This window comes from Bradyrhizobium sp. STM 3557 (assembly GCF_045571465.1).
In the GTDB taxonomy this organism is placed as follows: Bacteria; Pseudomonadota; Alphaproteobacteria; order Rhizobiales; family Xanthobacteraceae; genus Bradyrhizobium.
The window spans coordinates 3117755-3140397 of the sequence record NZ_CP120697.1; the positions used below are offsets into that span (position 1 = coordinate 3117755).

The 22643-nt window shown below is 63.9% G+C and carries 22 protein-coding genes; 13 read left to right on the forward strand and 9 right to left on the reverse strand.

The annotated features are described in order from the left end of the window. Nucleotides 1-98 precede the first annotated feature (98 nt). From P6U24_RS14065 to P6U24_RS14080, 4 genes are all read right to left on the reverse strand, one after another. Complete coding sequence (locus P6U24_RS14065; RefSeq protein ID WP_407160458.1) at nucleotides 99-1268, reverse strand: SMP-30/gluconolactonase/LRE family protein; 1170 nt, start codon at nucleotides 1266-1268, stop codon at nucleotides 99-101. A 141-nt stretch (nucleotides 1269-1409) separates the two neighbouring features. Continuing rightward, nucleotides 1410-2330 (reverse strand): SDR family oxidoreductase, encoded by a 921-nt coding sequence (locus P6U24_RS14070; protein ID WP_407159687.1) that lies wholly within the window; start codon nucleotides 2328-2330, stop codon nucleotides 1410-1412. Nucleotides 2331-2444: 114 nt separating this feature from the next. Then, nucleotides 2445-3584: a thiolase C-terminal domain-containing protein gene (locus tag P6U24_RS14075; protein ID WP_407159688.1), complete on the reverse strand. Its 1140-nt coding sequence runs from the start codon at nucleotides 3582-3584 to the stop codon at nucleotides 2445-2447. Nucleotides 3585-3588: 4 nt separating this feature from the next. After that, nucleotides 3589-4002 carry a Zn-ribbon domain-containing OB-fold protein gene (locus tag P6U24_RS14080; RefSeq protein ID WP_407159689.1) on the reverse strand — a complete coding sequence of 138 codons (414 nt, stop codon included), beginning with the start codon at nucleotides 4000-4002 and terminating at the stop codon, nucleotides 3589-3591. A 213-nt stretch (nucleotides 4003-4215) separates the two neighbouring features. On the opposite strand from P6U24_RS14080, the gene P6U24_RS14085 reads away from it, so the two are divergent. From P6U24_RS14085 to alkB, 8 genes are all read left to right on the forward strand, one after another. Then, the gene (locus P6U24_RS14085) at nucleotides 4216-5463 is read left to right on the forward strand and encodes an amino acid ABC transporter substrate-binding protein (protein WP_407159690.1); all 1248 of its coding nucleotides are present in this window, start codon (nucleotides 4216-4218) and stop codon (nucleotides 5461-5463) included. Between the two features lie 40 nt (nucleotides 5464-5503). Further along, nucleotides 5504-6430, forward strand: coding sequence for a branched-chain amino acid ABC transporter permease (locus P6U24_RS14090; RefSeq protein ID WP_407159691.1), 927 nt, complete (start codon nucleotides 5504-5506; stop codon nucleotides 6428-6430). Beyond that, nucleotides 6423-7343 carry a branched-chain amino acid ABC transporter permease gene (locus P6U24_RS14095; RefSeq protein ID WP_407159692.1) on the forward strand — a complete coding sequence of 307 codons (921 nt, stop codon included), beginning with the start codon at nucleotides 6423-6425 and terminating at the stop codon, nucleotides 7341-7343. Before P6U24_RS14090 ends, P6U24_RS14095 begins: the two co-directional genes overlap by 8 nt. Further along, nucleotides 7333-8064, forward strand: coding sequence for an ABC transporter ATP-binding protein (locus P6U24_RS14100; protein WP_407159693.1), 732 nt, complete (start codon nucleotides 7333-7335; stop codon nucleotides 8062-8064). The genes P6U24_RS14095 and P6U24_RS14100 overlap by 11 nt, the downstream gene beginning before the upstream one ends. Further along, nucleotides 8054-8773 carry an ABC transporter ATP-binding protein gene (locus P6U24_RS14105; protein ID WP_407159694.1) on the forward strand — a complete coding sequence of 240 codons (720 nt, stop codon included), beginning with the start codon at nucleotides 8054-8056 and terminating at the stop codon, nucleotides 8771-8773. Before P6U24_RS14100 ends, P6U24_RS14105 begins: the two co-directional genes overlap by 11 nt. Before the next feature lie 112 nt (nucleotides 8774-8885). Beyond that, a complete protein-coding gene (locus tag P6U24_RS14110) occupies nucleotides 8886-10238 on the forward strand; it encodes an amidase (RefSeq protein WP_407159695.1) in 1353 nt (450 codons plus the stop codon). 210 nt (nucleotides 10239-10448) lie between these two features. After that, on the forward strand, nucleotides 10449-11192 hold the full coding sequence (locus P6U24_RS14115; RefSeq protein WP_407159696.1) for a 2OG-Fe(II) oxygenase: 744 nt from the start codon (nucleotides 10449-10451) through the stop codon (nucleotides 11190-11192). Further along, a complete protein-coding gene (gene alkB, locus P6U24_RS14120) occupies nucleotides 11193-11846 on the forward strand; it encodes a DNA oxidative demethylase AlkB (protein WP_407159697.1) in 654 nt (217 codons plus the stop codon). A gap of 13 nt (nucleotides 11847-11859) precedes the next feature. Here alkB and P6U24_RS14125 read toward each other — a convergent pair whose 3' ends face one another. The 5 genes from P6U24_RS14125 to hpaH are packed head-to-tail and all read right to left on the reverse strand — an operon-like array spanning nucleotide 11860 to nucleotide 17155. After that, a complete protein-coding gene (locus tag P6U24_RS14125; protein ID WP_407159698.1) occupies nucleotides 11860-13485 on the reverse strand; it encodes a thiamine pyrophosphate-dependent enzyme in 1626 nt (541 codons plus the stop codon). 19 nt (nucleotides 13486-13504) lie between these two features. Beyond that, the gene (locus tag P6U24_RS14130) at nucleotides 13505-14377 is read right to left on the reverse strand and encodes a fumarylacetoacetate hydrolase family protein (protein ID WP_407159699.1); all 873 of its coding nucleotides are present in this window, start codon (nucleotides 14375-14377) and stop codon (nucleotides 13505-13507) included. Nucleotides 14378-14387: 10 nt separating this feature from the next. Further along, nucleotides 14388-15926 (reverse strand): 5-carboxymethyl-2-hydroxymuconate semialdehyde dehydrogenase, encoded by a 1539-nt coding sequence (gene hpaE / locus P6U24_RS14135; protein ID WP_407159700.1) that lies wholly within the window; start codon nucleotides 15924-15926, stop codon nucleotides 14388-14390. Continuing rightward, nucleotides 15919-16317 carry a 5-carboxymethyl-2-hydroxymuconate Delta-isomerase gene (locus tag P6U24_RS14140; protein ID WP_407159701.1) on the reverse strand — a complete coding sequence of 133 codons (399 nt, stop codon included), beginning with the start codon at nucleotides 16315-16317 and terminating at the stop codon, nucleotides 15919-15921. The genes hpaE and P6U24_RS14140 overlap by 8 nt, the downstream gene beginning before the upstream one ends. Nucleotides 16318-16348: 31 nt before the next feature. Next, entirely contained in the window at nucleotides 16349-17155 is an 807-nt protein-coding gene (gene hpaH, locus P6U24_RS14145; protein ID WP_407159702.1) for a 2-oxo-hept-4-ene-1,7-dioate hydratase, read from the reverse strand. Between the two features lie 115 nt (nucleotides 17156-17270). Here hpaH and hpaR point away from each other — a divergent pair, with 115 nt between their 5' ends. The 5 genes from hpaR (at nucleotide 17271) to P6U24_RS14170 (ending at nucleotide 22629) form a co-directional block, all read left to right on the forward strand. Next, the gene (hpaR, locus tag P6U24_RS14150) at nucleotides 17271-17774 is read left to right on the forward strand and encodes a homoprotocatechuate degradation operon regulator HpaR (protein ID WP_407159703.1); all 504 of its coding nucleotides are present in this window, start codon (nucleotides 17271-17273) and stop codon (nucleotides 17772-17774) included. Between the two features lie 248 nt (nucleotides 17775-18022). Continuing rightward, on the forward strand, nucleotides 18023-19168 hold the full coding sequence (locus P6U24_RS14155) for an ABC transporter substrate-binding protein (protein WP_407159704.1): 1146 nt from the start codon (nucleotides 18023-18025) through the stop codon (nucleotides 19166-19168). 82 nt (nucleotides 19169-19250) lie between these two features. Beyond that, nucleotides 19251-20123 (forward strand): branched-chain amino acid ABC transporter permease, encoded by an 873-nt coding sequence (locus P6U24_RS14160; protein WP_407159705.1) that lies wholly within the window; start codon nucleotides 19251-19253, stop codon nucleotides 20121-20123. Further along, nucleotides 20120-21901, forward strand: coding sequence for an ABC transporter permease subunit (locus tag P6U24_RS14165; RefSeq protein WP_407159706.1), 1782 nt, complete (start codon nucleotides 20120-20122; stop codon nucleotides 21899-21901). The genes P6U24_RS14160 and P6U24_RS14165 overlap by 4 nt, the downstream gene beginning before the upstream one ends. Then, nucleotides 21901-22629, forward strand: coding sequence for an ABC transporter ATP-binding protein (locus P6U24_RS14170; RefSeq protein ID WP_407159707.1), 729 nt, complete (start codon nucleotides 21901-21903; stop codon nucleotides 22627-22629). The genes P6U24_RS14165 and P6U24_RS14170 overlap by 1 nt, the downstream gene beginning before the upstream one ends. Nucleotides 22630-22643 lie beyond the last annotated feature (14 nt).

Below are 22643 nucleotides of genomic sequence, written 5' to 3' on the forward strand. Positions count from 1 at the left end.
TAGGGAATGGCGAATGGCGAATAGGGTTTCTTCCCTATTCGCTACTCCCCATTCGCTACTCGCTGGCAATTATACGTGCGCATTGTCCACGAGGCGGGTCACGGCTTCAGTGCACCCTGCACGCTCGTGTAGACTGCGTAGAGCGATGACGAGCCGCAGATATAAAGCCTGTTTCGCTGCTGGCCGCCGAAACACAGATTGGCGACGGTTTCCGGGATGTGGATCTTGCCAAGGAGATCGCCCTCCGCCGTGTAGCAGCGCACGCCGTCCTCGTTCGGATCGCCCCAGCCCACTGAGCACCAGACACGCCCGTCCCTGTCGGTGCGAAGGCCATCGGTAATGCTGGGCTTGGGCATTTCGGCGAAGACCTTGCTGTTCGACAGCTTCCCGGCTGCAAGATCCACGTCGAACACGCGGATATGCGACGGGTTGTCCGGCCCGTCGGTGAAGCCGGTGTCGATGATATAGATCTTCTTCTCGTCGGGTGAGAAAGCGAGGCCGTTGGGCTCCACGAAGTCATCGACGACCACTTTGATGTCCCCGGATTTGGGGTCGACCCGGTAGACGTTATGCTTTTCCTGCTCGGGAGTGGCTTTGACGCCCTCATAGAATCCACCAATGCCGTAGACCGGATCGGTGAACCAGATCGAACCATCGGACGCGACCACCACGTCGTTTGGCGAGTTCAGCCGCTTGCCGTTGTATTTGTCGGCGATGATGGTGATCGAGCCGTCAAGCTCGGTCCGGGTGACGCGCCGGCCGCTATGTTCGCACGTCAGCAGGCGTCCTTCCCGATCGATGGTGTTGCCGTTCGAGTTCATCGACGGCTGGCGATAGACGCTGACATGTCCGTCATCCTCCGAGAAGCGCATGATGCGGTTATTGGGGATGTCACTGAACAGCACGTAGCGTCCGGCCGGGAAGTAGACCGGGCCCTCGGCCCAGCGGAAGCCGGTTGCGACGCGCTCGACCGCCATAGTGCCTGCGAAGGCCGGGAATCCGGCGGGCCCGAATGACGTCTTGGGATGTGCCGATTCCAGATGGGAATCCGGATAGCGGCTTCCGGGGAGTGGCCCCAGAGGAAGCGGGGCGGTTGCCCTGCTCGGAGTGCCGGTTTGGCCAAGCGGCGGCACGGTCTCGCCAGACGCCGCTTGTGTCGTCACAGCCGTCGCCGCGAGCGCCGCGGCGCCTTTCAGGAGTGTACGCCGGTCGAAGCCCTCAGCTTCGACCGACATCGCATCGTCAGGGATCTGTCGCCGATTTGTCATGTGCGTCCTCCCAGGTTTTTGTTGGAAGGACAGCGTACGCCACAATCGGGGCACAATGCGGGCAAGTTGGTTGCAAGACAACTTGCGATGGTTGCGCTGCAAGCAGTTTTGCCGCGGCGCAACGGGATGCAGACCGGTGGCTCAGATCGGATCCCAGCCGAACACGTCGGCCGAACGATCGAGCTTGTAGAACGAAGGCTTCAGTGCCGGCATCGCATGCTCCGCGACCGTTTGCGGCGTCCAGCCTTCGCCGCGATGGACCGAGCGCAGCGGGCGCGACTGGCCCATCAGGAAGATCTCGTTCATGCGCACGGCGAAGATCTGCCCGGTGACATCCTTCGAAGCATCGCCGAGCAGATAGGCCACGACCGGCGCGATCTTCTCCGGTCCCATCTGCTTGATCTTTTCCACGCGCGCCTTCTCGGCTTCGGTCTCGGTCGGGATGGTGCCGATCATGCGGCTCCAGGCGAACGGCGAGACGCAGTTGGAGCGCACGTTGAAACGGCCCATGTCGAGCGCGATCGACTTCGACAGGCCGACGATGCCGAGCTTGGCGGCGGCGTAGTTCGCCTGGCCGAAATTGCCGACCAGGCCGGAGGTCGAGGTGAAATGCACGAAGGAGCCGCTTTCTTGCTCGCGGAACAGCCGGGCTGCGGCATGCGAGACATAGAACGAGCCCATCAAATGCACCTTGATGACGGCTTCGAACGCTTCCACGCTCATCTTGTGGAAGATCATGTCGCGCAGGATGCCGGCATTATTGACGACGCCGTCGAGCCTGCCGAAGTGATCGGTGGCGGTCTTGACGATCTTGCTGGCTGGAATGGCCTCGGCCACCGACTCGAAATTCGCCACCGCAATGCCGCCGCGCTTCTTGATCTCTTCGACCACTTCCTCGGCCGGAGCCGCGCTGGAGCCCGAGCCGTCGGAGGCGCTGCCGGGATCATTGACCACGATCTTGGCGCCTTCGGCTGCGCAGAGCAGCGCGATCTCCCGGCCGATGCCGCGCCCCGCGCCGGTGACGACGATGACTTTGCCGTCGAGAGTTCTGGATTGTGCCATATCGTGATCCTCTTGATGGAGTTAGCGACCGTCATTGCGAGGAGCGAAGCGACGAAGCAATCCAGTTCTATCTTCGTGTAGCCCTGGATTGCTTCGCTGCGCTCGCAATGACGGCTAGTTTTCGTTGGTGAATATGATCGTGCCGCTCGCGGCGAACATGCCGCCGACGCCGTGGCAAACCGAGATCTTCGCGTTCGGAACCTGCGCGGGCGCGATGCCGCGCATCTGCCGCACGCTCTCCTGAAGCGCATACATGCCGTACATGCCCGAGTGCATGTAGGAGAGGCCGCCGCCATTGGTGTTGAGCGGCAGCTTGCCACCGGGACGCGTGTTGCCGTCGGCGATGAACCTGCCGGTCTCCTCATGTGGCATGAAGCCGAGATCGCCGAGCCCGAACAGCGGCAGATGCGCGAACGCGTCGTAGATCATCAGATGATCCACATCCTTGTGGGTGACGCCCGCTTCCTTGAAGGCGAGAGGGCCAGCGACCTTGAAGGCGCGGGAGGAGGTGAAGGTCTCCATCTGGCTCACCATCGGCGTCTCCACGCTCTCGCCGGTGCCAAGGATGTAGACCGGCCTGTTCGGGAAGTCCTTGGCGCGATCAGCCGAGGTCAGAATCAGCGCGCCGCCGCCGTCGGTGACGAGGCAACATTGCAAGAGGCGCAACGGATAGGCGATCATGCGCGAGTTGAGCACATCGTCCACCGTGATCGGATCCTTCATGGTCGCGCGTGGATTCTTCGCCGCCCATTCCCGCTGCACCACGGCGACCATCGCAAGCTGCTCATGGGTGATTCCATAGGTCTTCATGTAGCGGAGCACCGGAATCGGAAACATGCTGGGCGGCCCATAGACACCGAACGGCGCCTCGAACTGGCCTTGCAGACTGTCGGCGGGAATCGACCGCGGCTGCTTGCCGATCATCGACTTGCCGCTCTCGGCATGGGTGATCAGCACGGTCTTGCATAGCCCGGCCTCGATCGCCGCTGCGGCGTGGCGGACATGCAGCATGAACGAGCAGCCGCCGACCGAGGTGCCGTCGACCCAGGTCGGCGTGATGCCGAGATAGTGACAGATCTGCTGCGGTGTCTCGACCGCGGTGGCGAAGCCGTCGATGTCGGACAGTTTGAGGCCCGCATCGGCGATCGCGTTCAGCGCCGCATCCGCGTGCAGCTGGATCTGCGACATGGTGGGGATGACACCGAGCTCGGTGGTCTCTGCCGCGCCGACGACCGCAACTTGAGTCCTGCGCATCGCCTTACCCCTCGGCCGGACGGAATACGGGCAGGGTGATCTTGTCGTCGAGCGCCTGGAAGGTGACCTCGAGCTTCATGTCGAGCACGAGCGCCTCCGGCGTCTGAGGACAATCGACGATATTGCTCATCATGCGCGGTCCCTCCGCGAGCTCAACCACCGCGATCGCATAAGGCGGCGTGAAGCCTGGCGCTGCGGGGCGGTGGTTGATCACGTAGCTATAGAGCGTGCCACGGCCCGACGCCTTGAACACGCTGACCTTGCGGCTCGCGCAGGACGGGCAGAACGGACGCGGCGGGAAGTAGACATGCGCGCAGGAGTCGCAGCGCTGCAGCCGCAGCTCGCCGGCCTTGGTGCCATCCCAGAAGTGCTGCGTCTCGGGTGTCGGTTTCGGTCGTGCGCGGGCCGGCTCTGCCATTGCGGTATTCCCTCCGGAAGGCGGGCTCGAGCGGCCCGCTCATTTCGATTTGGATGCGACATTTGACTATTTGGCGTCAACGGTCCATCAGTTCGCACGCATGCCGCCCATTCCGGCATGCGCCGAATGAATAAGGCTGGACGGCTTGTCTCGCCGCGATGTCGCGGTAGATTGCCGCCGGACGAAAAATATAACGAACGGGAGAAGAAACGGATGTTGAAGATGACGGGTGCGGCATTGGCCGCAAGTCTGGCCTTCGCCGGCGCGGCCTTTGCCGCGGATGCGCCCGCCGAGATCAAGATCGGCACGCTCTACGCGTCCTCCGGCCGTTATGCCTCGATCTCGATGCCCGTTTACAGCGCGCTGAAGCTCTGGGTCGACCAGAAGAACGCCGATGGCGGCGTCTATGTGAAGGCCTTCGACAAGAAGCTGCCGGTCAAACTCATCTCCTATGACGATCAGAGCAACACGGCCACGGCGTCGACGCTGTACAATCAGCTCGTCACTCAGGACAAGGTCGACCTCCTGGTCGCCGATTCCGGCTCGGTGCTGACCGCGCCTGCGGTTGCGATCGCGCGCGACCACAAGATGTTCCTGTTCGATCAGACCGGAACCGGCGCGAGCTTCTTCTCCAAGGACAATCCCTATATTGCACTGATGGCTGACCCGGTCTCGACGATCTGGCCGAAGCCAGTCGCTGATTTCATCACCCATGACGGCCCGGGTCTCGGCATCAAGAAGGTCGCGATCCTCTACGCGACCAACGAATTTACGGGCACCCAGGCCAATGCGTTCCGCAAGTTCGTCAAGGAATCGGGCGCGCCGATCGAGATCGTCTACGACCAGGGCGTGCCGACCGAGACCACCAACTACACGGTCATCATCAACAACATCGCCAACACCAACCCGGATGCGGTGATCCATTTCGGCTACGCGCCGAACGACATCGCTTTCCTGCGCAACGTCCAGGACGTCGGCGTCAACTTCAAGATGCTGTTTGCAATCTATGCCGGTCTCGAGACAGAACTGTTGGAAAAGAACATCGGTGCCAAGGGCCTCGAGAATATCTGGACCTATGTGCCGCCGTCCGAGCTCGACTATCCCGTCAATTTCGGCATGCCGATGAAGGATTACCGCGCCGCTTGGGACAAGAAATATCCGGACGGCAAGATCGAGTTCGGCTTCAACGCGGTGGCGGGCTACACCACCGCGCTCGTGATCGAGAAGACGCTTTCGGTTGCGACCTCGCTCGACCAGATGGAGCTGCGCCGCGCCGTGTTCTCGCTGTCGGGCGAGCTCAAGACGCTCGACGGCACCTTCGCGCTCGACGAGATGGGTGGCCAGATCGGTGAGCTGACGCCGCTCGGCCAGCTCAAGCTCGACGAGCACGGCCACATCAAGTTCGTCTCGATCTATCCGCACGAGACCGCCACCGGCAAGCCGGTCTATCCGGCGCCATGATCTTGCGGCAGCGAGGAAGGCGACGCCGGGGCGGGGCGAGATGCTAAGTTATGCGCTGATTGCCGGCGTGCTGTTCGGCCTCTATTTCAGCCTGGTCGGTATCGGCCTCAATCTTGTGTTCGGCGTCATGCGCATCGTCAATCTTGCGCATGGCGACACCATCATGCTGGGTGCGTTCATCGCGCTCGGCGTGGTGGCGATGGCCGGCATCGATCCCTTGTTCGCGGTGCCGCTCGCCTTCATCGTGTTCCTGATCGCGGGCGTCCTGCTGTATTGGGTGCTGGTGCCGCGGCTGCAGGGCTCGAGCAATCCCGAGATGCTCTCGATCATCCTGTTCTTCGGCCTGTCGCAGGTGGTCGAGGCGATCACCACGATCTTCGCAGGCACCAGCGAGCGGTCGATCCAGACCCGTCTGCTCGGCACTGTCTTTACGACCATCAAGGTCAAATGGTTCGGCGGCACGCCGGGTCGGGGCGGTCCGATCCAGATTCTCGGCCAGGGCTTTCCGGCGCCGTGGGTGATTGCGGCTGTGACCAGTCTGATCGCGATCGCTCTCGTCTATCTCTATCTCTACCGCACCCGGCTCGGCACCCTCACGCGCGCCGTCATGTCGCGGCGCGACGAGGCGTTCGCGACCGGCATCGATGTCGATCGCGTCTCGGCGGCCGCCTTCGGCATCGGGCTTGGCCTCGCCGGCATTGCCGGCGTGTTCGCGCCCTTCATGTTCGGATCGATCACGCCGGCCTTCGGCGCCGATGCCACCGTGACGTCGTTCGCGATTGTCGTGCTCGGCTCGCTCGGCAACCCTCTCGGGACGGCGCTGGGCGGCATCGTCTATGGCGTCTGCTACATGCTGGTGCAGACCTATCTCTCGTCATGGGCCGACCTGCTGCCCTATGTGCTGCTGATCCTCATCCTGTTGTTGCGCCCGAGCGGCCTGCTCGGAAGGCGGGTGCGCGTTGCATAAAAGTCTTCAGCATACGCTGTTCATTCTGCTGCCGCTGGTCGTCGTGTTCGCGGTGCTGCCCGGCGTGTACCAAAACCATCTTCTGCTGTTCAATTTCGTGATCTTCCTGATCCTCGCCCAGGGCGTGAACATCATCTACGGCTTCACCGGTTATCTGCCGTTCGGTTATGTCGGCTTCTTTGGCGCCGGAGCTTATGGCTTTGCCATCATGGTGATGCATCTGCAGACGCCAGCGGTGCTGGCCGTGCTGGTGGCTGGCCTCGTCGGCGTCGCGCTCGGGCTCTTGCTGACGCCGCTGCTGCGGCTCACCGGCGCCTATTTCGCCATCGCCAATCTTGCGGCCTCGCTCGCGGTGCTGCATTTCGTCGCGAATCCGGCGCTGGAGAGCATCACCAAGGGGCCTTACGGCGTTTCGCTGACTGGCACCTTCAATCCGACCTTCGCCTATGATGCCGCGCTGGTGGTGCTGGCGCTGACACTTGGTGGCGTGGTTTACCTGCGGAATTCGAGCTTCGGCCTCGCCTTGCAGGCGGTGCGCGAGGATGCGGTGAGCGCGGCGATGGCCGGCGTCAATGTCGTCAAGATGCGCGTGATCGCCTGGCTTGCCTCGGCATTGGTCGCAGGCCTCGCGGGCGGCGTCTATGCCTGGTACGTCTCGGTGTTCTATCCCGATAACGTATTCTCCGGCGAGTTCTCGATCTTCGCCATCGTGTTTGCGCTGTTCGGCGGCGTCGCCACTATCCTGGGCCCGATCATCGGCGTCGTCATCCTCTATGGCATCTACAATCTGATCGGCTTCACCACGCCGCAATATTTCCAGCTGATCTATGGCCTCTTGATCATGGGTCTGGTGCTGTTCCTGCCGGCCGGACTGATGTCGCTGGCGACGCGGAGGGGCTGGCGTGTCCCCTGAGACCAAACCCATTCTCAACGTTGGCAGGCTGGTGAAGCGTTTTGGCGGCTTCACCGCGCTCGACGGCCTGACCTTCCATGTGGTGCCCGGCGAGATCCTCGGTCTCGTCGGCCCCAACGGCTCCGGCAAGACCACCGCGATCAACGTCGTCTCAGGGCTTTATGCGCCCGATGGCGGCGATGTCACATTCGACGGCGCTGCGATCGGTGGCGTCGCGTCGCATAAGCTCGTGCATCGCGGCATCAACCGCACCTTCCAGGTGCCGAAGCCGTTCATGTCGCTGTCGGTGCGCGAGAACGTCGAGGTCGCGGCCGCCTATGGCAATGCAACCGCGTCGCCGGCATCGATCGATGCGCTGCTGGAGGAATATAGACTGATCGAGATTGCCGGCCGACCGGCGGCGGACCTCAACAGCGCGCAGCAGAAGATGCTCGATCTCACCCGCGCGCTGGCGACCGCGCCGCGGCTGTTGTTGCTTGACGAACTCGCCGCGGGTCTCAATCCGGCTGAGCTCGATTGGATCGCGGAGCGCATCAAGGCGCTGGCGGCGAAGGGCATGGCCATCATCGTTGTCGAGCATCTGATGGGCTTCATCGAGCACATCACCGACCGCGTCATCGTCATGAATGCGGGCAGAGAGATCTTCGAAGGCAAGCTCGCCGAAGCGGTGAAACAGCCGCAGGTGATCGAGGTGTTCCTGGGAGGCGAGCATGCCGTCTGACACGATGCCGCTGCTCGTCGCTTCCGGCGTCGACGCCGGTTACGGCACCATGCAGGTGCTGTGGGGCGTCGATCTCGACGTGCGGCCGGGCGAGACCGTGCTGCTGCTCGGTGCCAACGGCGCCGGCAAGACCACCTTCCTGAAATCGCTGGTCGGGCTGATCGATGCGCGCCAGGGCAGCATCCGGCTCGGCGGCGACGATATCACGCAAATGCGATCCAGCGACCGGATGCGCCGCGGCATGACCTACATGTCCGAACTCGCGGTGTTTCCGGACCTGTCGATCGAGGAGAACATCCGCATCGGCGCTCAGGCCCTGGGCCATGCCAATCCGAATCGCCGGCTCGACGAGCTTTACGGCCTGTTTCCGGTGCTGCGCGACAAGCGCAGGGATGCCGCCTCCACCCTGTCCGGCGGCCAGCGCAAGATGCTTGGGATGGCCAAGGCGATGGCGGCCGAGCCGAAGCTCCTGGTGCTGGACGAGCCGTCGGCCGGCCTGTCGCCGCTGTTCGTCAAGGAAGTGATCCGCATCCTGCGTGACCTGCAGGGCCGCGGCATTGCGCTGCTCGTCGCCGAGCAGAATATCGGCTTTCTCGAGGTCGCGACGCGGGTGTTCGTGTTGGAAGGCGGCCGCATCCGCTTCTCCGGCACGGTGGCCGAGATGTCCGACAATGAGGCGTTGCGGCGGGCCTATTTCGGCTTGAAGTAGTCAAGCGCGGGTCGGGGGTCATCCCGCTGGCATTGTCGCGAGCAAGGCGCTCCGGTATGGACTAGATGATAGCGCAGCGGCTTTGGCCGCGGACGAAGCACGATAGGACACCATGACCTCAGCAGTTCCGACTCTTGTCTCATTGGCCGACGACCTCGCAGCCGGACGCACGACGTCTCGCAAGCTGGTCGAGGAATGTCTGAGCCGGATCGCCGATCCCGCCGGCGAAGGCCAGCGCGCCTTCATCCATGTCGACCGTGACGCGGCGCTGGCGGCGGCCGATGCGATGGACACGCTGCGCCGCGCCAATGCCGCGCCATCGCGCTTTGCCGGCATTCCCGTGTCGATCAAGGACCTGTTCGACATCGAGGGGCAGGTGACGCGCGCCGGGTCGCGCGCGCTGGAAGATTCTGCGCCGGCGGCAGCCGATGCCACGGCCGTGGCGCGGCTGCGGCGCGCCGGCTTCGTCGTGATCGGCCGCACCAACATGACCGAATTCGCCTATTCCGGCATCGGCATCAATCCGCACTACGGCACGCCGAAGAGCGTCTACAGGCGCGACATCGGCTACGTGCCCGGCGGCTCGTCCTCCGGTGCGGCAGTCTCGATCGCGGACCGCATGGCCTATGGCGCGCTCGGCACCGACACCGGCGGCTCCTGCCGCATTCCGGCGGCCTTCAACGGCATCGTCGGCTACAAGCCGACGCAATCGCGCGTGCCGCTCGACGGCGGCGTGCCGCTGTCCTCGACGCTCGACAGCTTTGGACCGCTCGCCAATACCGTAGAGTGCTGCGCGATCCTCGACGCCGTGCTGGCGGATGAGCCGATTGCCGCGCTCATGCCGCGCCCGGTCAAAGGCCTGCGGCTCGCCGTGCCAACCACGGTGGTGCTTGACGATCTCGATGACGCCGTGACGACGACATTCGAGCGCGCTTTGGAGAGCTTGTCGAGCCATGGCGCGCTGATCGAGCGTATCGAGATGCCTGAATTCCTGGACGTCGGCGTCATCAACGCGAAAGGCGGCTTCTCTCCCGCCGAGGCCTATGCCTGGCACCGTTACCTCATCACCAGCAAGGGGGACATGTATGACCCGCGCGTGGCGGCGCGGATCATGCGCGGTGAGAGCATCTCCGCAGCCGACTATATCGAGATCCTCGCCGCGCGGCGCTCGCTGGTGGCGCGCGCGGCCGCGCGCATCGCGCCCTATGATGCGCTGGTGCTGCCGACCACCGCCACCACGCCGCCGAAGATCGCCGATCTTGCCGACGACCAGGCCTTCACCCGCGAGAACCTGCGCACGCTGCGCAACCCCTCGATGATCAACAATATCGACGGCTGCGCGATCTCGCTGCCGGCGCACCGCGCCGGCGAGATTCCGGTCGGCCTGATGCTGGCCCATTCCGCCGGCAACGACCGCAAGCTGTTCGAGGTCGCGGCTGGTGTGGAGGGCGTGATCCGGGGCTGACCGGCTGCGCGAAGCAGTCTGCCATCGCTACAGACGACCATGGCTGGTTTCGTCATTGCGAGCGCAGCGAAGCAATCCAGTTCTGCGACGACAAGGCTGGATCGCTTCGTCGCTGACGCTCCTCGCGATGACGGACAGAGACAACGCTCCGGGATCACGTCCACCAGAAATCGGGTGGCGTTCGGGACGGAGCGATACGATATTGTGGCTATGAAAGCCGCAGCAAAGACAGCCACGCCTGTTCCATCCGATACCGCCTCCCGTGTCGACACGCTCGACTGGAACGAGATCGAGCGCGAGCTCGACGGGCAGGGCTGCGCGGTCCTGAAAGGCCTCCTGTCGCCAGACGAATGCCGCGCGCTGGCGGCGCTCTATCCTGACGATGCGTATTTCCGCAGCCGCGTGGTGATGGCGCGACACGGTTTTGGCCGCGGCGAATACAAATATTTCAGCTATCCGCTGCCGGAACCGATCGCGGAGTTGCGCCCGCGCCTTTACGCGCGGCTTGTCGGCATCGCCAATCGCTGGAACCAGACGATGGGCATCGACATCTCCTATCCCGCTGATCACGATGCCTTCCTGCAGCGTTGCCACAGAGCCGGCCAGACCCGACCAACGCCGTTATTGTTGCAATATGAGGCCGGCGACTACAACTGCCTGCACCAGGATCTCTATGGCGAGCACGTGTTTCCGATTCAGGTGGCGATCCTGCTCTCCCAGCCGGGCCGCGATTTCGAGGGCGGCGAGTTCGTGCTGACCGAGCAGCGGCCGCGCATGCAATCGCGCGCCGAGGTCGTGCCGCTGCGCCAAGGCGATGCGGTCGCCTTCGCCGTGCATGTTCGCCCGGTGCAGGGGACGCGCGGGGCCTATCGTGTCAATATGCGCCATGGCGTCAGCCGGCTTCGCTCGGGCCGGCGCCACACACTCGGTGTCATCTTTCATGATGCGAAGTAAGTGACGGCGGATCTGTTCGAAAGCTTAGGTGCCACGGGGCCCGCGCGAGAGAAGCTCGCGGAGGGCGCCCTGCTGCTGCGCGGCTTTGCGCGACCGCAACAACATGAGCTGATCGCGGCGATCGACGCTATCACCGCGCAGGCGCCGTTTCGCCATCTGGTCACGCCGGGCGGCTACCGGATGTCGGTCGCGATTACCAATTGCGGAGACGTCGGCTGGGTCTCCGACGCCAGCGGCTATCGCTATGACGCCATCGATCCCGAGAGCGGCAAGCCATGGCCGGCGATGCCGCCGCCGTTTCGCGCGCTCGCGGAGCAGGCGGCCGCCGAGGCTGGATTTCCCGGCTTCGCGCCCGATGCCTGCCTGATCAACCGCTACGAGCCGGGCGCACGGCTGTCGCTGCACCAGGACCGCGACGAGCGCAATCTGGGCGCGCCGATCGTCTCGGTGTCGCTCGGCCTGCCGGCGACCTTCCTGTTCGGCGGGCTGAAGCGCAGCGATCCGACGCGGCGCTATCGGCTGGAGCACGGCGACGTCGTGGTCTGGGGCGGGCCGGAGCGACTCGCCTTTCACGGCGTGGCGCCCCTCGCCGACGGTGAGCACGGCCTGCTCGGGCGAAAGCGCATTAACCTGACCTTCCGCCGGGCGCGATAGGTGGCATGAACAATCAAGGCCTCGCCGGGTGAATGAACGTCCACGGCGTCACTTCCGAGTCGCGTGGCACCTCGATGTCGATCAGATACGGCCCGCCCACGCTGAGCGCCGTCTCCAGCGCGGTGCGGAACTGGTCCGGTGCAGTGACGCGCGCCGCGCCGACCCCGAAGGACTCCGCAAGCTTGACGAAATCCGGATTGACGAGATCGGATGCCACCACGCGGCCATCGAAGTGCTGGCGCTGATCGCGCCGCACATTGCCATAGGCATTGTTGTTGAAGACGAGCGTCACCACGCCGATCTTGAACTGCGCGGCCGTGGCAAGCTCCTGCACGCCGAACATGAAGCCGCCATCGCCAGTAATGGCGACCACGGGCTTGTCGGGATTGGCGACCTTGGCACCGAGCGCAGTCGGGAAGCCGGAGCCGAGCGTGCCCTGATAGCCCGAGGTGATGAAGGTGCGCGGCTCGTAGACCGGGAAGCCGTACCAGGAGGCGAAACCGACCTGCGACAGCTCGTCGGTGACGATGGCGTCGTGCGGCAGCACCTCGCGCAGCACATTGAGATACGCCATCTGCGGCTGCACCTGCTGGATCTCCTTGAGGGCCGCCGCAGAGGCTCCGCGGATCGCAGCACGCCGGCCGACGGTCTTGCCGTAGCCTGCCTTGCTGACGGCCGCGAGCAGCTCGGCGGTGCCGGCCTTGGAGTCGGCCACCACGGCGACGTCGGAGACGACCCGCCGCATCTCCACGGGATCGATGTCGATGCGAACGGACTTCAGTCCGTCAGGGCGGAACGGCCAGCGGAAGCTGGTCGAGAGCTCCATGCGGGTGCCGATGCCGATCATCAGATCGGTCTGTGGCCACAGCTTGTAGGCGGCGGCCATGGTCAGCCCGAGCTCGTGCGCGTTGGAGACGATACCGCGGCCGGAGCGGAAGGCGACGACCGGTGCGTCGATCATCTCGGCAAGTTCTTGGATTTCCTCGCGCGCATGGATCGCGCCGGAGCCGACAAAGATCATCGGCGCCTTCGCTGCCTTGATCAGCTGAGCGGCCTTGCTGATGCGATCGGTATCGGGCCGCGGCGCCGGGAAAGGCGCGAACGGAGCGACAGACTCGGTGTCCGCCGCTTGCGTGAACACGTCCCAGGGCATCTCCAGCGCGGCCGGGCCGCGCCGGCCTGACAGCATCTCCTGAAAGGCACGTGCAACCAGCGTCGGCGCGGCGCCAGGATATTCGATCCGGTCGGCCCATTTGACGAAGGTGCGCAAGGTCGCGAGCTGGTCCGGCATCTCGTGCAGATGACCGCGGCCTTTGCCGATGAATTCGGTCGGCACCTGTCCGGTGAGGCACAGCACCGGCTCATTGGCGCCGAACGCGGTCAGCAGTGCCGCGCCGGCGTTGAGCACGCCAGGGCCGGGCACCACGCTGAACACGCCGGGCTTGCCGGTCGAGCGCGCATAGCCATAGGCCATGTAGCCGCAGGCCTGCTCGTGGCGGGCGCCAATCACCTTGAGCTGCGCCTGATGGAAGGCGTCGAACAGGCCGTAGATCTGCGCACCCGGCAATCCGAACACGGTATCGACGCCGTGCGCGACGAGGCTACTCACGATCGCTTCGCCGCCGGTCATGGTGGTCATGGCAATTCCAATTCGATAGTTACAGGGTTTCGTCGACGACGCCGTTGCGGAGCAGGCCGACGCCTTCGGCCTCGACCTCGATCACATCGCCCGGTTTCAGATAGCGCGGCGGATCGAACCGCGCGCCAGCGCCGGTCGGCGTGCCCGTCACGATCACATCGCCCGGCATCAGCGTCGTGAACGTCGAGATGTAGTTGATGAGATAGCGGAAGTCGAAGATCAGCCGCGAGGTGCGGTCGTCCTGCCGCAATTCGCCATTGACGCGGGTGGTCAGCCGGATATCGGCGATCTGCGCTTCATTCGTGTAGGGTACGATCCAGGGGCCAAGGCTGCCGGTGGAATCGAAGTTCTTGCCCTGCGTGACGTTGAATTTGGCATGCCGCACCCAGTCGCGAATAGTGCCCTCGTTGCAGAGCGTGAGCGCCGCGATGTGGTCGAGCGCATCCTTCTCGACGATGTGCCGCCCGCCCTTGCCGATCACGATCACGAGCTCGCCCTCATAATCGAGCTGCTGCGAGGCGCGCGGCCGCACCAGCGGGGTGCCGTGGCCGACGAAGGAGCGCGGCGTGCGCATGAACATCGAGGGATATTTCGGAGCGTCCTGGCCGTCCTTGTACTCGGCATTGCGGTCGGGATAGTTGACGCCGATGCAGATGATCTTTTCCGGGGCGGGGATCGGCGGCAGCAAAGTGACCGCGTCCAGCGCATGGTCCGCCGCGCGACCGGCGGTATCCTCAACCAGCTGCATCAGCGCGTCCGCCGCGATCACCTCCCGCAGGGTCGGATACTCCCCGGCAAAGCGCGCCGAGAGATCGACGATTCCCTTGTCGGTAACGGCGCCGTAGTGGATCGCGCCATCAACAGAATAGGTGGCAAGGCGAGGGGAGGTCATGACCAACTCCTTACACGCCGAGCCGCTGAATCTTATGTGTGCCGCGCGCCAGCGAGACGTGCTTGGTCTCCATGTAGAAGTCGAACGAGTAATCGCCGCCGTCGCGGCCGATGCCGGACGCCTTCATGCCGCCGAACGGTGTCGGCAAATGACGGACGTTCTCGGAGTTCAGCCAGATCATGCCGGCCTCCAGCGCATCGGCAACGCGCAGCGCACGGCCCATATCGTTGGTCCAGACGTAACCCGTCAGGCCATAGCGCACATCGTTGGCGATCTCGATCGCGTCTGCCTCGTCGCGGAACGCGATAACAGTCAGGAACGGACCAAACACCTCTTCCTGCGCCACCCGCATCTTTGCATTCGCGCCGGTGACAAGGGTCGGCTGCACGTAATGCCCGCCGCCGGGGCCGTCATGCGGCTTGCCGCCGACCGCGATTGTGGCGCCGTCCTGGCGCGCCACGTCGAAATAAGAGCAGACCTTGGCGAGATGCCGCTCATGGATCAGCGGCCCGATCTCGGTCGCCGGATCAAGCGGATGGCCGACTTTGAGTGCCTGCACGCGCGCCGTGAGCCTTGCGATGAACTTGTCGGCGATGCTCTGCTGCACCAGGAGACGGCTGGACGAGGTGCAGCGCTCGCCGTTCAGCGAGTAGATCATGAACACGACTGCATCGAGCGCCCGCTCGAGATCGGCATCGTCGAACACGATCACGGGGTTCTTGCCGCCGAGCTCGAAATGCACGCGCTTCAACGTCGGCGCACCCTGGACCATGATCGCAGACCCGGTCGCGCTTTCGCCGACGAAGCCGATCGCCTTGATCGCCGGATGCTCGGTCAGCGCCTTGCCGGCTTCCTCACCGAGGCCGTGCACGGTGTTGAGCACGCCATCCGGCACGCCGGATTCCTTTACGATTTTCGCCAACAGATACGCGGTGATCGGCGACCATTCCGCCGGCTTGTGCACGACGGTGCAGCCGGCGGCGAGCGCCGGCGCGATTTTCCAGGTCGACAGCATGAACGGCGTGTTCCAGGGTGTGATCACACCTACGGGGCCGATCGGCACGCGGGTGGAGATGTTCCAGTGCTCCTCGCTCGGCGTATTCAGGCCGTCTCTAGCTTCGCCGCATTTATCGGCAAAGAAGCGGAAGTTCTCGGCAGCGCGGATCGCGGCCTTGGCCATGAAGCGATAGGCCTGGCCGGTGTCGATGCATTCAAGCACCGCGATGTCCTCGGCGTGATCCTCGATCGCATCGGCTACGCGATGCAGGAGCTTGCGTCGCATCGCCGGTGCCATCTCGCGCCAGGACTTGAAAGCGAGTGCGGCCGCCGTCGCAGCGCGGTCGATGTCCTCGGCATTGCCGCGAGCCACCGTTGCGAGCGACGCGCCGTCGATCGGGGATCTGGTCTCGAACGTCGCGCCCGAGATCGAGCCGACAACCTGGCCGTCGATCATGTGGCCGATGCCTTCGCTTTTCAGCTTGGCTAGTAACGGGGCTGCGCGGTCGAGATTGGCTTTGAAGATGTCGGATGTGGGCGTGACCTTATCCATGGGTGGCCTCCGCTTTCAGGGCGTCGTGAATGTTGTTGCGCTTCCAGCTCGTCGCCGCGTCGTTGATCTGCATGTCGAAGGAGAGCGCAAATTTGCTATGAGCAAAAACGGGATCGAGATGGCGGGAGAGCACCTGGAACACGTGGGCGCCGGCCTTCTGCCGCGCGGCGAGGTCGCGGCCTTCGCCGAGCCGCAGCAGCATGGCAAGGAAGCCGTAGTCGTTCCGACCGTCCGCAATCGCGTAATCCTCGCAGCGGATCGCACGCACCCGGATGCCGCCAATCGGGAAGATGCCGGTCTCGACCGCCGCCTTGCGCACGATTTCGCAAATCTCGGTCATGTCGACACACGCATCAAGATTGGCGGAATATTCGATCGAAAAATGCGGCATGGCGTGATCACTCCCAAGATCACTTCAAGGATCAGGCGAAGTAGCAACTCACCGTTCCGTAAGGACCATAGTCGGCTTGAATGGTATCGCCCTTGCGCGCTTCGATCGGGCGGATGAAGGAGCCCGCCAGCACCACCTGGCCAGGCTCCAGCGCAAGGCCGTGCGGGGCGATCTTGTTGGCGAGCCAGGCGACCGCGGTCGCGGGGTGATTGAGCACGCCGGCGGCAAGCCCGGTCTCCTCGAGCTGGCCATTGCGCATGCACAGCGCGCCGATCCAGCGCAGGTCGGTATCGAGCGGGCGAAGCGGCCGGCCGCCGAGCACAATGCCGGCATTGGCGGCGTTGTCGGCGATGGTGTCGAAGATCTTGCGTGTCGCCTTGGTCTTGGGATCGACGCGCTCGATCCTTGTGTCGAGGATCTCCAATGCCGGCACCACGAAGTCGGTGGCGCTCAGCACATCGAACAGCGCGCAGCCTGGCCCGGAGAGCCGGTGCTTCATCACGAAGGCAAGCTCCGCCTCGATCCGCGTGGCGATGAAGCGGTCCGATGGCACGAGACCGCCGTCAGCAAAGAACATGTCGTCGAGCAGCACGCCGGAATCGGGCTCGTCGATATTGAGCGCGCTCTGCATCGCTTTCGAGGTCAGCCCGATCTTGTGGCCCCTGATGACGCGTCCCTCGGCAAGCTTGATGTCGATCCATGCCTTCTGGATCGCGTAGGCATCTGCGGTCGTGATGTCGGGAAAGTCCTGCGAGAGCTGCCGGATCTGGACACGGCTCTTCTCCGCCTGATGCAGGCGGCCGGCGCAGCTGCCGATGTCGTGTTCGGAAAGGGCCATGGGCTTGGTGAAATTAAGGGCTGTTGCGAGATGATTAACATGTTAAATTGTCTCGGCAACCCCCAAAGCCGTGATGTTGCACCGCAAACACGGCCAGTGTCCGCGATCGTTCTGTATGGCAAAGAAGGCGCAGAAATCTAAGACGACCGAGAGAGACGTGCATCGCGTGCCGATGCGGGACTTCTCGCAGTCGTTGCCGATGGCACTGCTGCGGGCGCGCGAGGCCGTCATGCGGCAGTTCCGGCCGTCCTTGCGCAAGCACGACCTCACCGAGCAGCAATGGCGGATCCTGCGTGCATTGGCCGCAGTCGATGCGATCGAGGTGACGGAGCTTGCGCATCTCGCCTTCCTGCTCGGGCCGAGCCTGTCTCGTATTCTACGGGATCTGGAGGCGCGGGGACTGGTGACACGCAAACTTGTAGAGCGCGACCAGCGGCGCAGCATGCTCTCGATCGCGCCGAAGGGCTTGAGGCTGATAGGGCAGGTCGCACCGCATTCGGAGGCGATCTACGCTGAGATCGCGCAGCGCTATGGCGCCCGCAAGCTCGGCGAGTTGCAGAAGATGCTGGGTGAGCTTGAGGTAAGTCTTACCGGACTCGGGCCTGTTGACGAGGCGTGAATGACATTTTTGCATGAGCCCTCCGGTCCGAGCGCATGGCTGCTTTATGCACAGCGTTTGAGCAGGGAATGCAGCGCTGTTTGCGGCGTTAATAATTTGAAGCCACGTGATGTTGCCGGCAGCCGATATCGTCGCGTTGCCAATTTACTCCGGCCGCAAGAGCCCTTAAACAGCCGTGGACTCTGCGGTCGTACGACACGCGAAGATCGATGAAGGCCGCCCAAAAATTGTGGCCAGGGAGGAAATAGATGAGTTTGACGAGACGTGATTTCGCGGCCGGCATCGTCGCCGGCCTTGCGGCACCTGCCATCATTGGAAGTGCCCGCGCGCAGGGTGCAACCATCAAGATCGGCATGTGCGCACCGGTCACCGGCCCGGCGGCGGAATCCGGCGGCTATGCGATCAAGGGCGCCAAGATCGCGCTCGACGCCGTCAACAAGGCTGGCGGCATTCTCGGCAAGCAGGCCGAGCTCGTCGTCGAGGACGATCAGACCACCAATCCTGGCATCGTGCTCGCCTTCTCCAAGCTCGCCGCGCAGTCCGATATCGTCGCTTTCCTCGGCTCGATCCGGTCCACCCAGGTGCACGCGATGGCGCCCGACGTGCTCAAACTCGGCAAGCCCGTGATGATCGGCGGCACCGATCCGAACCTGACCCATATGGGCAATCAGTGGCTGTTCCGCTTCCGCCCCAATGACAGCTATTCCGGCCGCGTGATCGCCGAATATGGCGTCAACACGCTAGCCAAGAAGAAATGGGCCGTCCTGCATTCGACCGATGCGTTCGGCACTGCCGGCGGCAAGGCGCTCACCGACGCGCTGCAGAAGCTTGGTGCACCTCCGGTGCTGGACCAAGGCTATGCCAACCAGAGCCAGGATTTCACGCCGGTCGTGCTCGCGATCAAGCAGTCCGGCGCCGACATTCTCGGCTCCTATTTCACCTTCGAGAACGACCTCGGCATCTTCGCCCGGCAGCTCCGTCAGCTCGGTGTCAACATTCCCTGGGTCGGCTCGCCCTCGATCGTCAACATCACCGCGCTGAAGCTCGCCGGTCCCGCGCTTTACAATACCTTTGGCGTTGCAGATTATGCGGAGGAGTCCAGCGACGCTTCGAAGGCATTCGGCAAAGCCTATCGCGACCTCGTCAAGGTCGCGCCTGACAACCAGAGCTCCTGGACCTATGACGCGATCAACGTGCTCGCTGCGGCGATCAACAAGGCCGGCTCGACCGAGCCCGGCAAGATCCGTGAAGCAATCCTGGCGACCAAGAAATTCCCGGGTGCCGAGGGCGAATACAATTTCGACCAGAACGGCGACGGGCTGCACGGCTACAACATCGTGAAGAACGACAAGGGCAGCATCGTCTTCGACAAGCACATCGAGTTTACAGACTGATCCGCGGCGACGGCCTCCCGCATCGGCGGGAGGCCGTTATCATTCGATAAGGTGTGCTCCCTCAAAGGTCCGCGGGTCTGACATGGATCTCGTTCTGCAACTGCTCTTCACGGGCATCGGCATCGGCGCCGTCTACGCGCTGGTGGCGCTCGGCTTCGTCCTGATCTTCCGCGCCACCAATGTGGTGAACTTCGCGCAAGGCGAGTTCTCGATGGTCGCCGCCTATCTCATGGTCGTGTGCGTCGAGCTCGGCCTGCCATATTGGCTGTCGTTTCTGATCGCGCTCGCGGGCATGGCGCTGCTCGGCGTCATTTTCAATCTTGGCGTCTATTACCCGCTGCGCCACCGCAGCTATCTGCCCGTGATCATCGCGACCATCGGCGCCTCGATCCTGCTCGCCAATTCCGTGCTGGCGATCTATGGCCCGCAGCCGCAGGTGCTGCAGGGCTGGTTCGATACGCCCGGCATCCAGCTCGGCCCGGTCTACCTGGATAGCCAATATCTTTTGATCATCGCGGTGACGGTCGCGCTCGTCATCTTCAACTATTGGTTCTTCGAGCACACGATGCTCGGCAAGAAGCTGCAGGCGACTTCGCAGGACAAGGAGATGGCCTCGCTGCTCGGCATCTCCGTCACCAGCATGATCATGATCACCTTCATCTATTCGGCGGTGCTCGGCGGGCTCGCCGGCATTCTGGTGGCGCCGGTGCTGTTCGTCTCGATCCAGATGGGCTCGACGATCGCGCTGAAGGCCTTTGCCGCCACCATCATCGGCGGCTTCGGCGACGTCGCCGGCGCGATCATCGGCGGCCTCGCACTCGGGGTGATCGAGACGTTTGGCGCGGCTTACGTGTCCGTTCCCTACAAGGACGGCTTCGCCTTCCTGGTGCTGATCGCCTTCCTGATCTTCCGGCCGCAAGGCATCTTCGGCGAACGCGTGGCGGAAAAAGCATGAGCGTGGGGAGCGACAACATGCAGGCAACGACGCCTGTGCTGCGCGCACGGCCGGCTCTGGTCCGTCACGTGCCATATTTCATCGCTACCGCCATCCTCGTGGCGCTCGCCGCAGGTATGAGCTTCGATGGCTACGTCCTCAACATCCTGCTGCAGGCGACCACGTTCTCGGTTGCCGTGTTCGGGCTTTCGGTCGTGCTGGGCCTTTGCGGCCAGATCAACCTGGCGCAGGCCGCCTTCTTCGGGTTCGGCGCCTATGCGGTCGGTCTCGGCACCACAGACCTTCATGTGAGCTACTGGCTTTGTCTGCTGGCGGGCTGCGGCATTGCGGTCGTAGCCGGCGCCTTTCTCGGCATGTCGACCTTGCGGCTCGGTGGGCACTATCTCGCGATGGTGACGATCTCGTTCCAGCAGATCGTGACGCTCGTCATGATCAACGCAATCGGCATCACGCATGGTCCCGACGGTGTTTCCAACATCGGCCGGCCCGAGCTGTTCCGGACCTCGCAGAGCTATCTGGCGTTCTGCGTCGCCGTGCTGGCGATCGTCGGCTATCTGGTCTGGCACCTGCCGGATACCAGGCTTGGCCGCGCCATGCGCGCGGTGCGCGACAATGAGCTCGCAGCCGGCGTCAACGGCATCGACGTGTTCCGCACCAAGGTCTACGCCTTTGCGATCTGCGCCGGCCTCGGCGGGCTTGCCGGTGGGCTGTTCGCGGGCGGTTTCGCCTATGTCAGCCCGGATCAATTCTCCTTCGCCGAATCGATCGTGTTCCTCACGATGTCGCTGCTCGGCGGCGTGGCCTCGCCGATCGGCTCGGTGATAGGCACCGGCCTGTTGATCCTGATCCCGGAATGGCTGCGCTTCCTCAAGAGCGTGCCGGGGCTTTACCTCGCGATCTACGGCCTGTTCGTGATCCTCATCATCCGCTTCATGCCGGATGGCATCTGGGGCTTCGTCACCGCCGGCTTCGAGCGCTGGCGCGCCAAGACCAAGGCGCCGCCGGCGACCAAGCCGCTGCAGCTCAAGCCGGCAACCGTCGGCGGCGACATCGTGCTCGAGGTCAAGGGCTTGTCGAAGCATTTCGGTGGCCTCAAAGCGGTCGACAATGTCGATATCGCCGTCAGGCGCGGCGGCGTGCATGCGCTGATCGGGCCGAACGGCTCCGGCAAGACAACGACACTGAATGTGCTGTCGGGCCTCTACAAGGCGACTTCGGGCTCGATCATGCTCGATGGCACTGACATCACCAACATGCCGCCGCATGAGCGCAGCGCCGCGGGCCTCGGGCGCACGTTCCAGAATATTCGCCTGTTCCGCTCGATGACGGCGCTGGAGAATGTCGAGATCGGCGCCGAGCGTCCCGGCAACGCGACGATCGGGGCAGGGGGCGCAGCGGCGCTCACCGAGCGCGCAATGGAGGCGCTGACCTTCGTCGGCCTCGGCAACCGCGCCAACGAGCTGATTACCAGCTTCTCCTATGGCCATCAGCGGCTGATCGAGATCGCCCGCGCGCTGGCCTCGAACCCGACCTTGCTGCTGCTCGACGAGCCCGCGGCCGGCCTCAACTCGACCGAGAAGCTCGAGCTGCATGAGCTGCTCAAGCGCATCGCAGCGCAGGGGCTGACCATCCTGATCATCGATCACGACATGACGCTGGTCTCGGAAGCGGCCCAGCACATCACCGTGCTCAATTTCGGTCGCCGCATCGCGGATGGCGAATCGATGGCGGTGCTGCGCCATCCCGACGTCATGTCCGCCTATCTCGGGAGCGAATGATGGCGTTGCTCGAAGTCCGCAACCTCGTCGTCCGCTACGGCGAGATCGAAGCGCTCCGCGGCGTTTCCTTCAGCGTCGAGGAAGGCAAGGTCGTGACCTTGCTCGGCGCCAACGGCGCCGGCAAGTCGACCACGTTGCGCGCGATCTCAGGTCTGTCCAAGCCCACTTCTGGGGAGATCGTCTTCAACGGCGAGACGATCTCCGGGCTCGGACCCGAGGCCATCGTGCGACTCGGCATCTCGCATGTTCCGGAAGGGCGGCGGGTGTTCCCGGGCTTGACGGTGAAGGAGAACATCATGCTCGGCGCCTCCAATCGCCGGGTATCGAAGGCGCTGCTGTCGCGCGAGGCGGATGCGATGTTCGACCTGTTCCCGGACATCCGGAAGTTCTCAGGCGCGCTTGGCTGGACGCTGTCCGGCGGGCAATTGCAGATGGTCGCGGTGGCGCGCGGGCTGATGGCGAAGCCAAAGCTCCTGCTGCTCGACGAGCCATCGCTCGGGCTTGCGCCCGTTATCGTGCAGGCCGTGTTCAAGATCATCTCAGAGATCCGCCGCAACACCACGGTCCTGCTCGTCGAGCAGAATGCGCGCATGGGCCTATCCGTTGCCGACTATGGCTATGTGCTGGAGACCGGGCGTATTGTGCTGGGTGGCAAGCCCGACGAATTGTGGGGCAACGAGGCCATCGCCGCCGCCTATCTCGGCGGTCACGCCAAGGTGCCCGCCTGATCTAACGCTGCGAG

What these genes read in the sequence shown, in the direction of transcription:
- P6U24_RS14170 (WP_407159707.1), top strand. Translation starts at nt 21,901, where the DNA reads ATGGCGTTGCTCGAAGTCCGCAACCTCGTCGTCCGCTACGGCGAGATC.
- P6U24_RS14160 (WP_407159705.1), top strand. Translation starts at nt 19,251, where the DNA reads ATGGATCTCGTTCTGCAACTGCTCTTCACGGGCATCGGCATCGGCGCC.
- P6U24_RS14080 (WP_407159689.1), bottom strand. Translation starts at nt 4,002, where the DNA reads ATGGCAGAGCCGGCCCGCGCACGACCGAAACCGACACCCGAGACGCAG.
- P6U24_RS14105 (WP_407159694.1), top strand. Translation starts at nt 8,054, where the DNA reads ATGCCGTCTGACACGATGCCGCTGCTCGTCGCTTCCGGCGTCGACGCC.
- P6U24_RS14140 (WP_407159701.1), bottom strand. Translation starts at nt 16,317, where the DNA reads ATGCCGCATTTTTCGATCGAATATTCCGCCAATCTTGATGCGTGTGTC.
- P6U24_RS14085 (WP_407159690.1), top strand. Translation starts at nt 4,216, where the DNA reads ATGTTGAAGATGACGGGTGCGGCATTGGCCGCAAGTCTGGCCTTCGCC.
- hpaR (WP_407159703.1), top strand. Translation starts at nt 17,271, where the DNA reads ATGGCAAAGAAGGCGCAGAAATCTAAGACGACCGAGAGAGACGTGCAT.
- P6U24_RS14075 (WP_407159688.1), bottom strand. Translation starts at nt 3,584, where the DNA reads ATGCGCAGGACTCAAGTTGCGGTCGTCGGCGCGGCAGAGACCACCGAG.
- P6U24_RS14165 (WP_407159706.1), top strand. Translation starts at nt 20,120, where the DNA reads ATGAGCGTGGGGAGCGACAACATGCAGGCAACGACGCCTGTGCTGCGC.
- P6U24_RS14155 (WP_407159704.1), top strand. Translation starts at nt 18,023, where the DNA reads ATGAGTTTGACGAGACGTGATTTCGCGGCCGGCATCGTCGCCGGCCTT.
- hpaH (WP_407159702.1), bottom strand. Translation starts at nt 17,155, where the DNA reads ATGGCCCTTTCCGAACACGACATCGGCAGCTGCGCCGGCCGCCTGCAT.
- P6U24_RS14070 (WP_407159687.1), bottom strand. Translation starts at nt 2,330, where the DNA reads ATGGCACAATCCAGAACTCTCGACGGCAAAGTCATCGTCGTCACCGGC.
- P6U24_RS14115 (WP_407159696.1), top strand. Translation starts at nt 10,449, where the DNA reads ATGAAAGCCGCAGCAAAGACAGCCACGCCTGTTCCATCCGATACCGCC.
- P6U24_RS14065 (WP_407160458.1), bottom strand. Translation starts at nt 1,268, where the DNA reads ATGACAAATCGGCGACAGATCCCTGACGATGCGATGTCGGTCGAAGCT.
- P6U24_RS14130 (WP_407159699.1), bottom strand. Translation starts at nt 14,377, where the DNA reads ATGACCTCCCCTCGCCTTGCCACCTATTCTGTTGATGGCGCGATCCAC.
- P6U24_RS14125 (WP_407159698.1), bottom strand. Translation starts at nt 13,485, where the DNA reads ATGACCACCATGACCGGCGGCGAAGCGATCGTGAGTAGCCTCGTCGCG.
- hpaE (WP_407159700.1), bottom strand. Translation starts at nt 15,926, where the DNA reads ATGGATAAGGTCACGCCCACATCCGACATCTTCAAAGCCAATCTCGAC.
- P6U24_RS14110 (WP_407159695.1), top strand. Translation starts at nt 8,886, where the DNA reads ATGACCTCAGCAGTTCCGACTCTTGTCTCATTGGCCGACGACCTCGCA.
- P6U24_RS14090 (WP_407159691.1), top strand. Translation starts at nt 5,504, where the DNA reads ATGCTAAGTTATGCGCTGATTGCCGGCGTGCTGTTCGGCCTCTATTTC.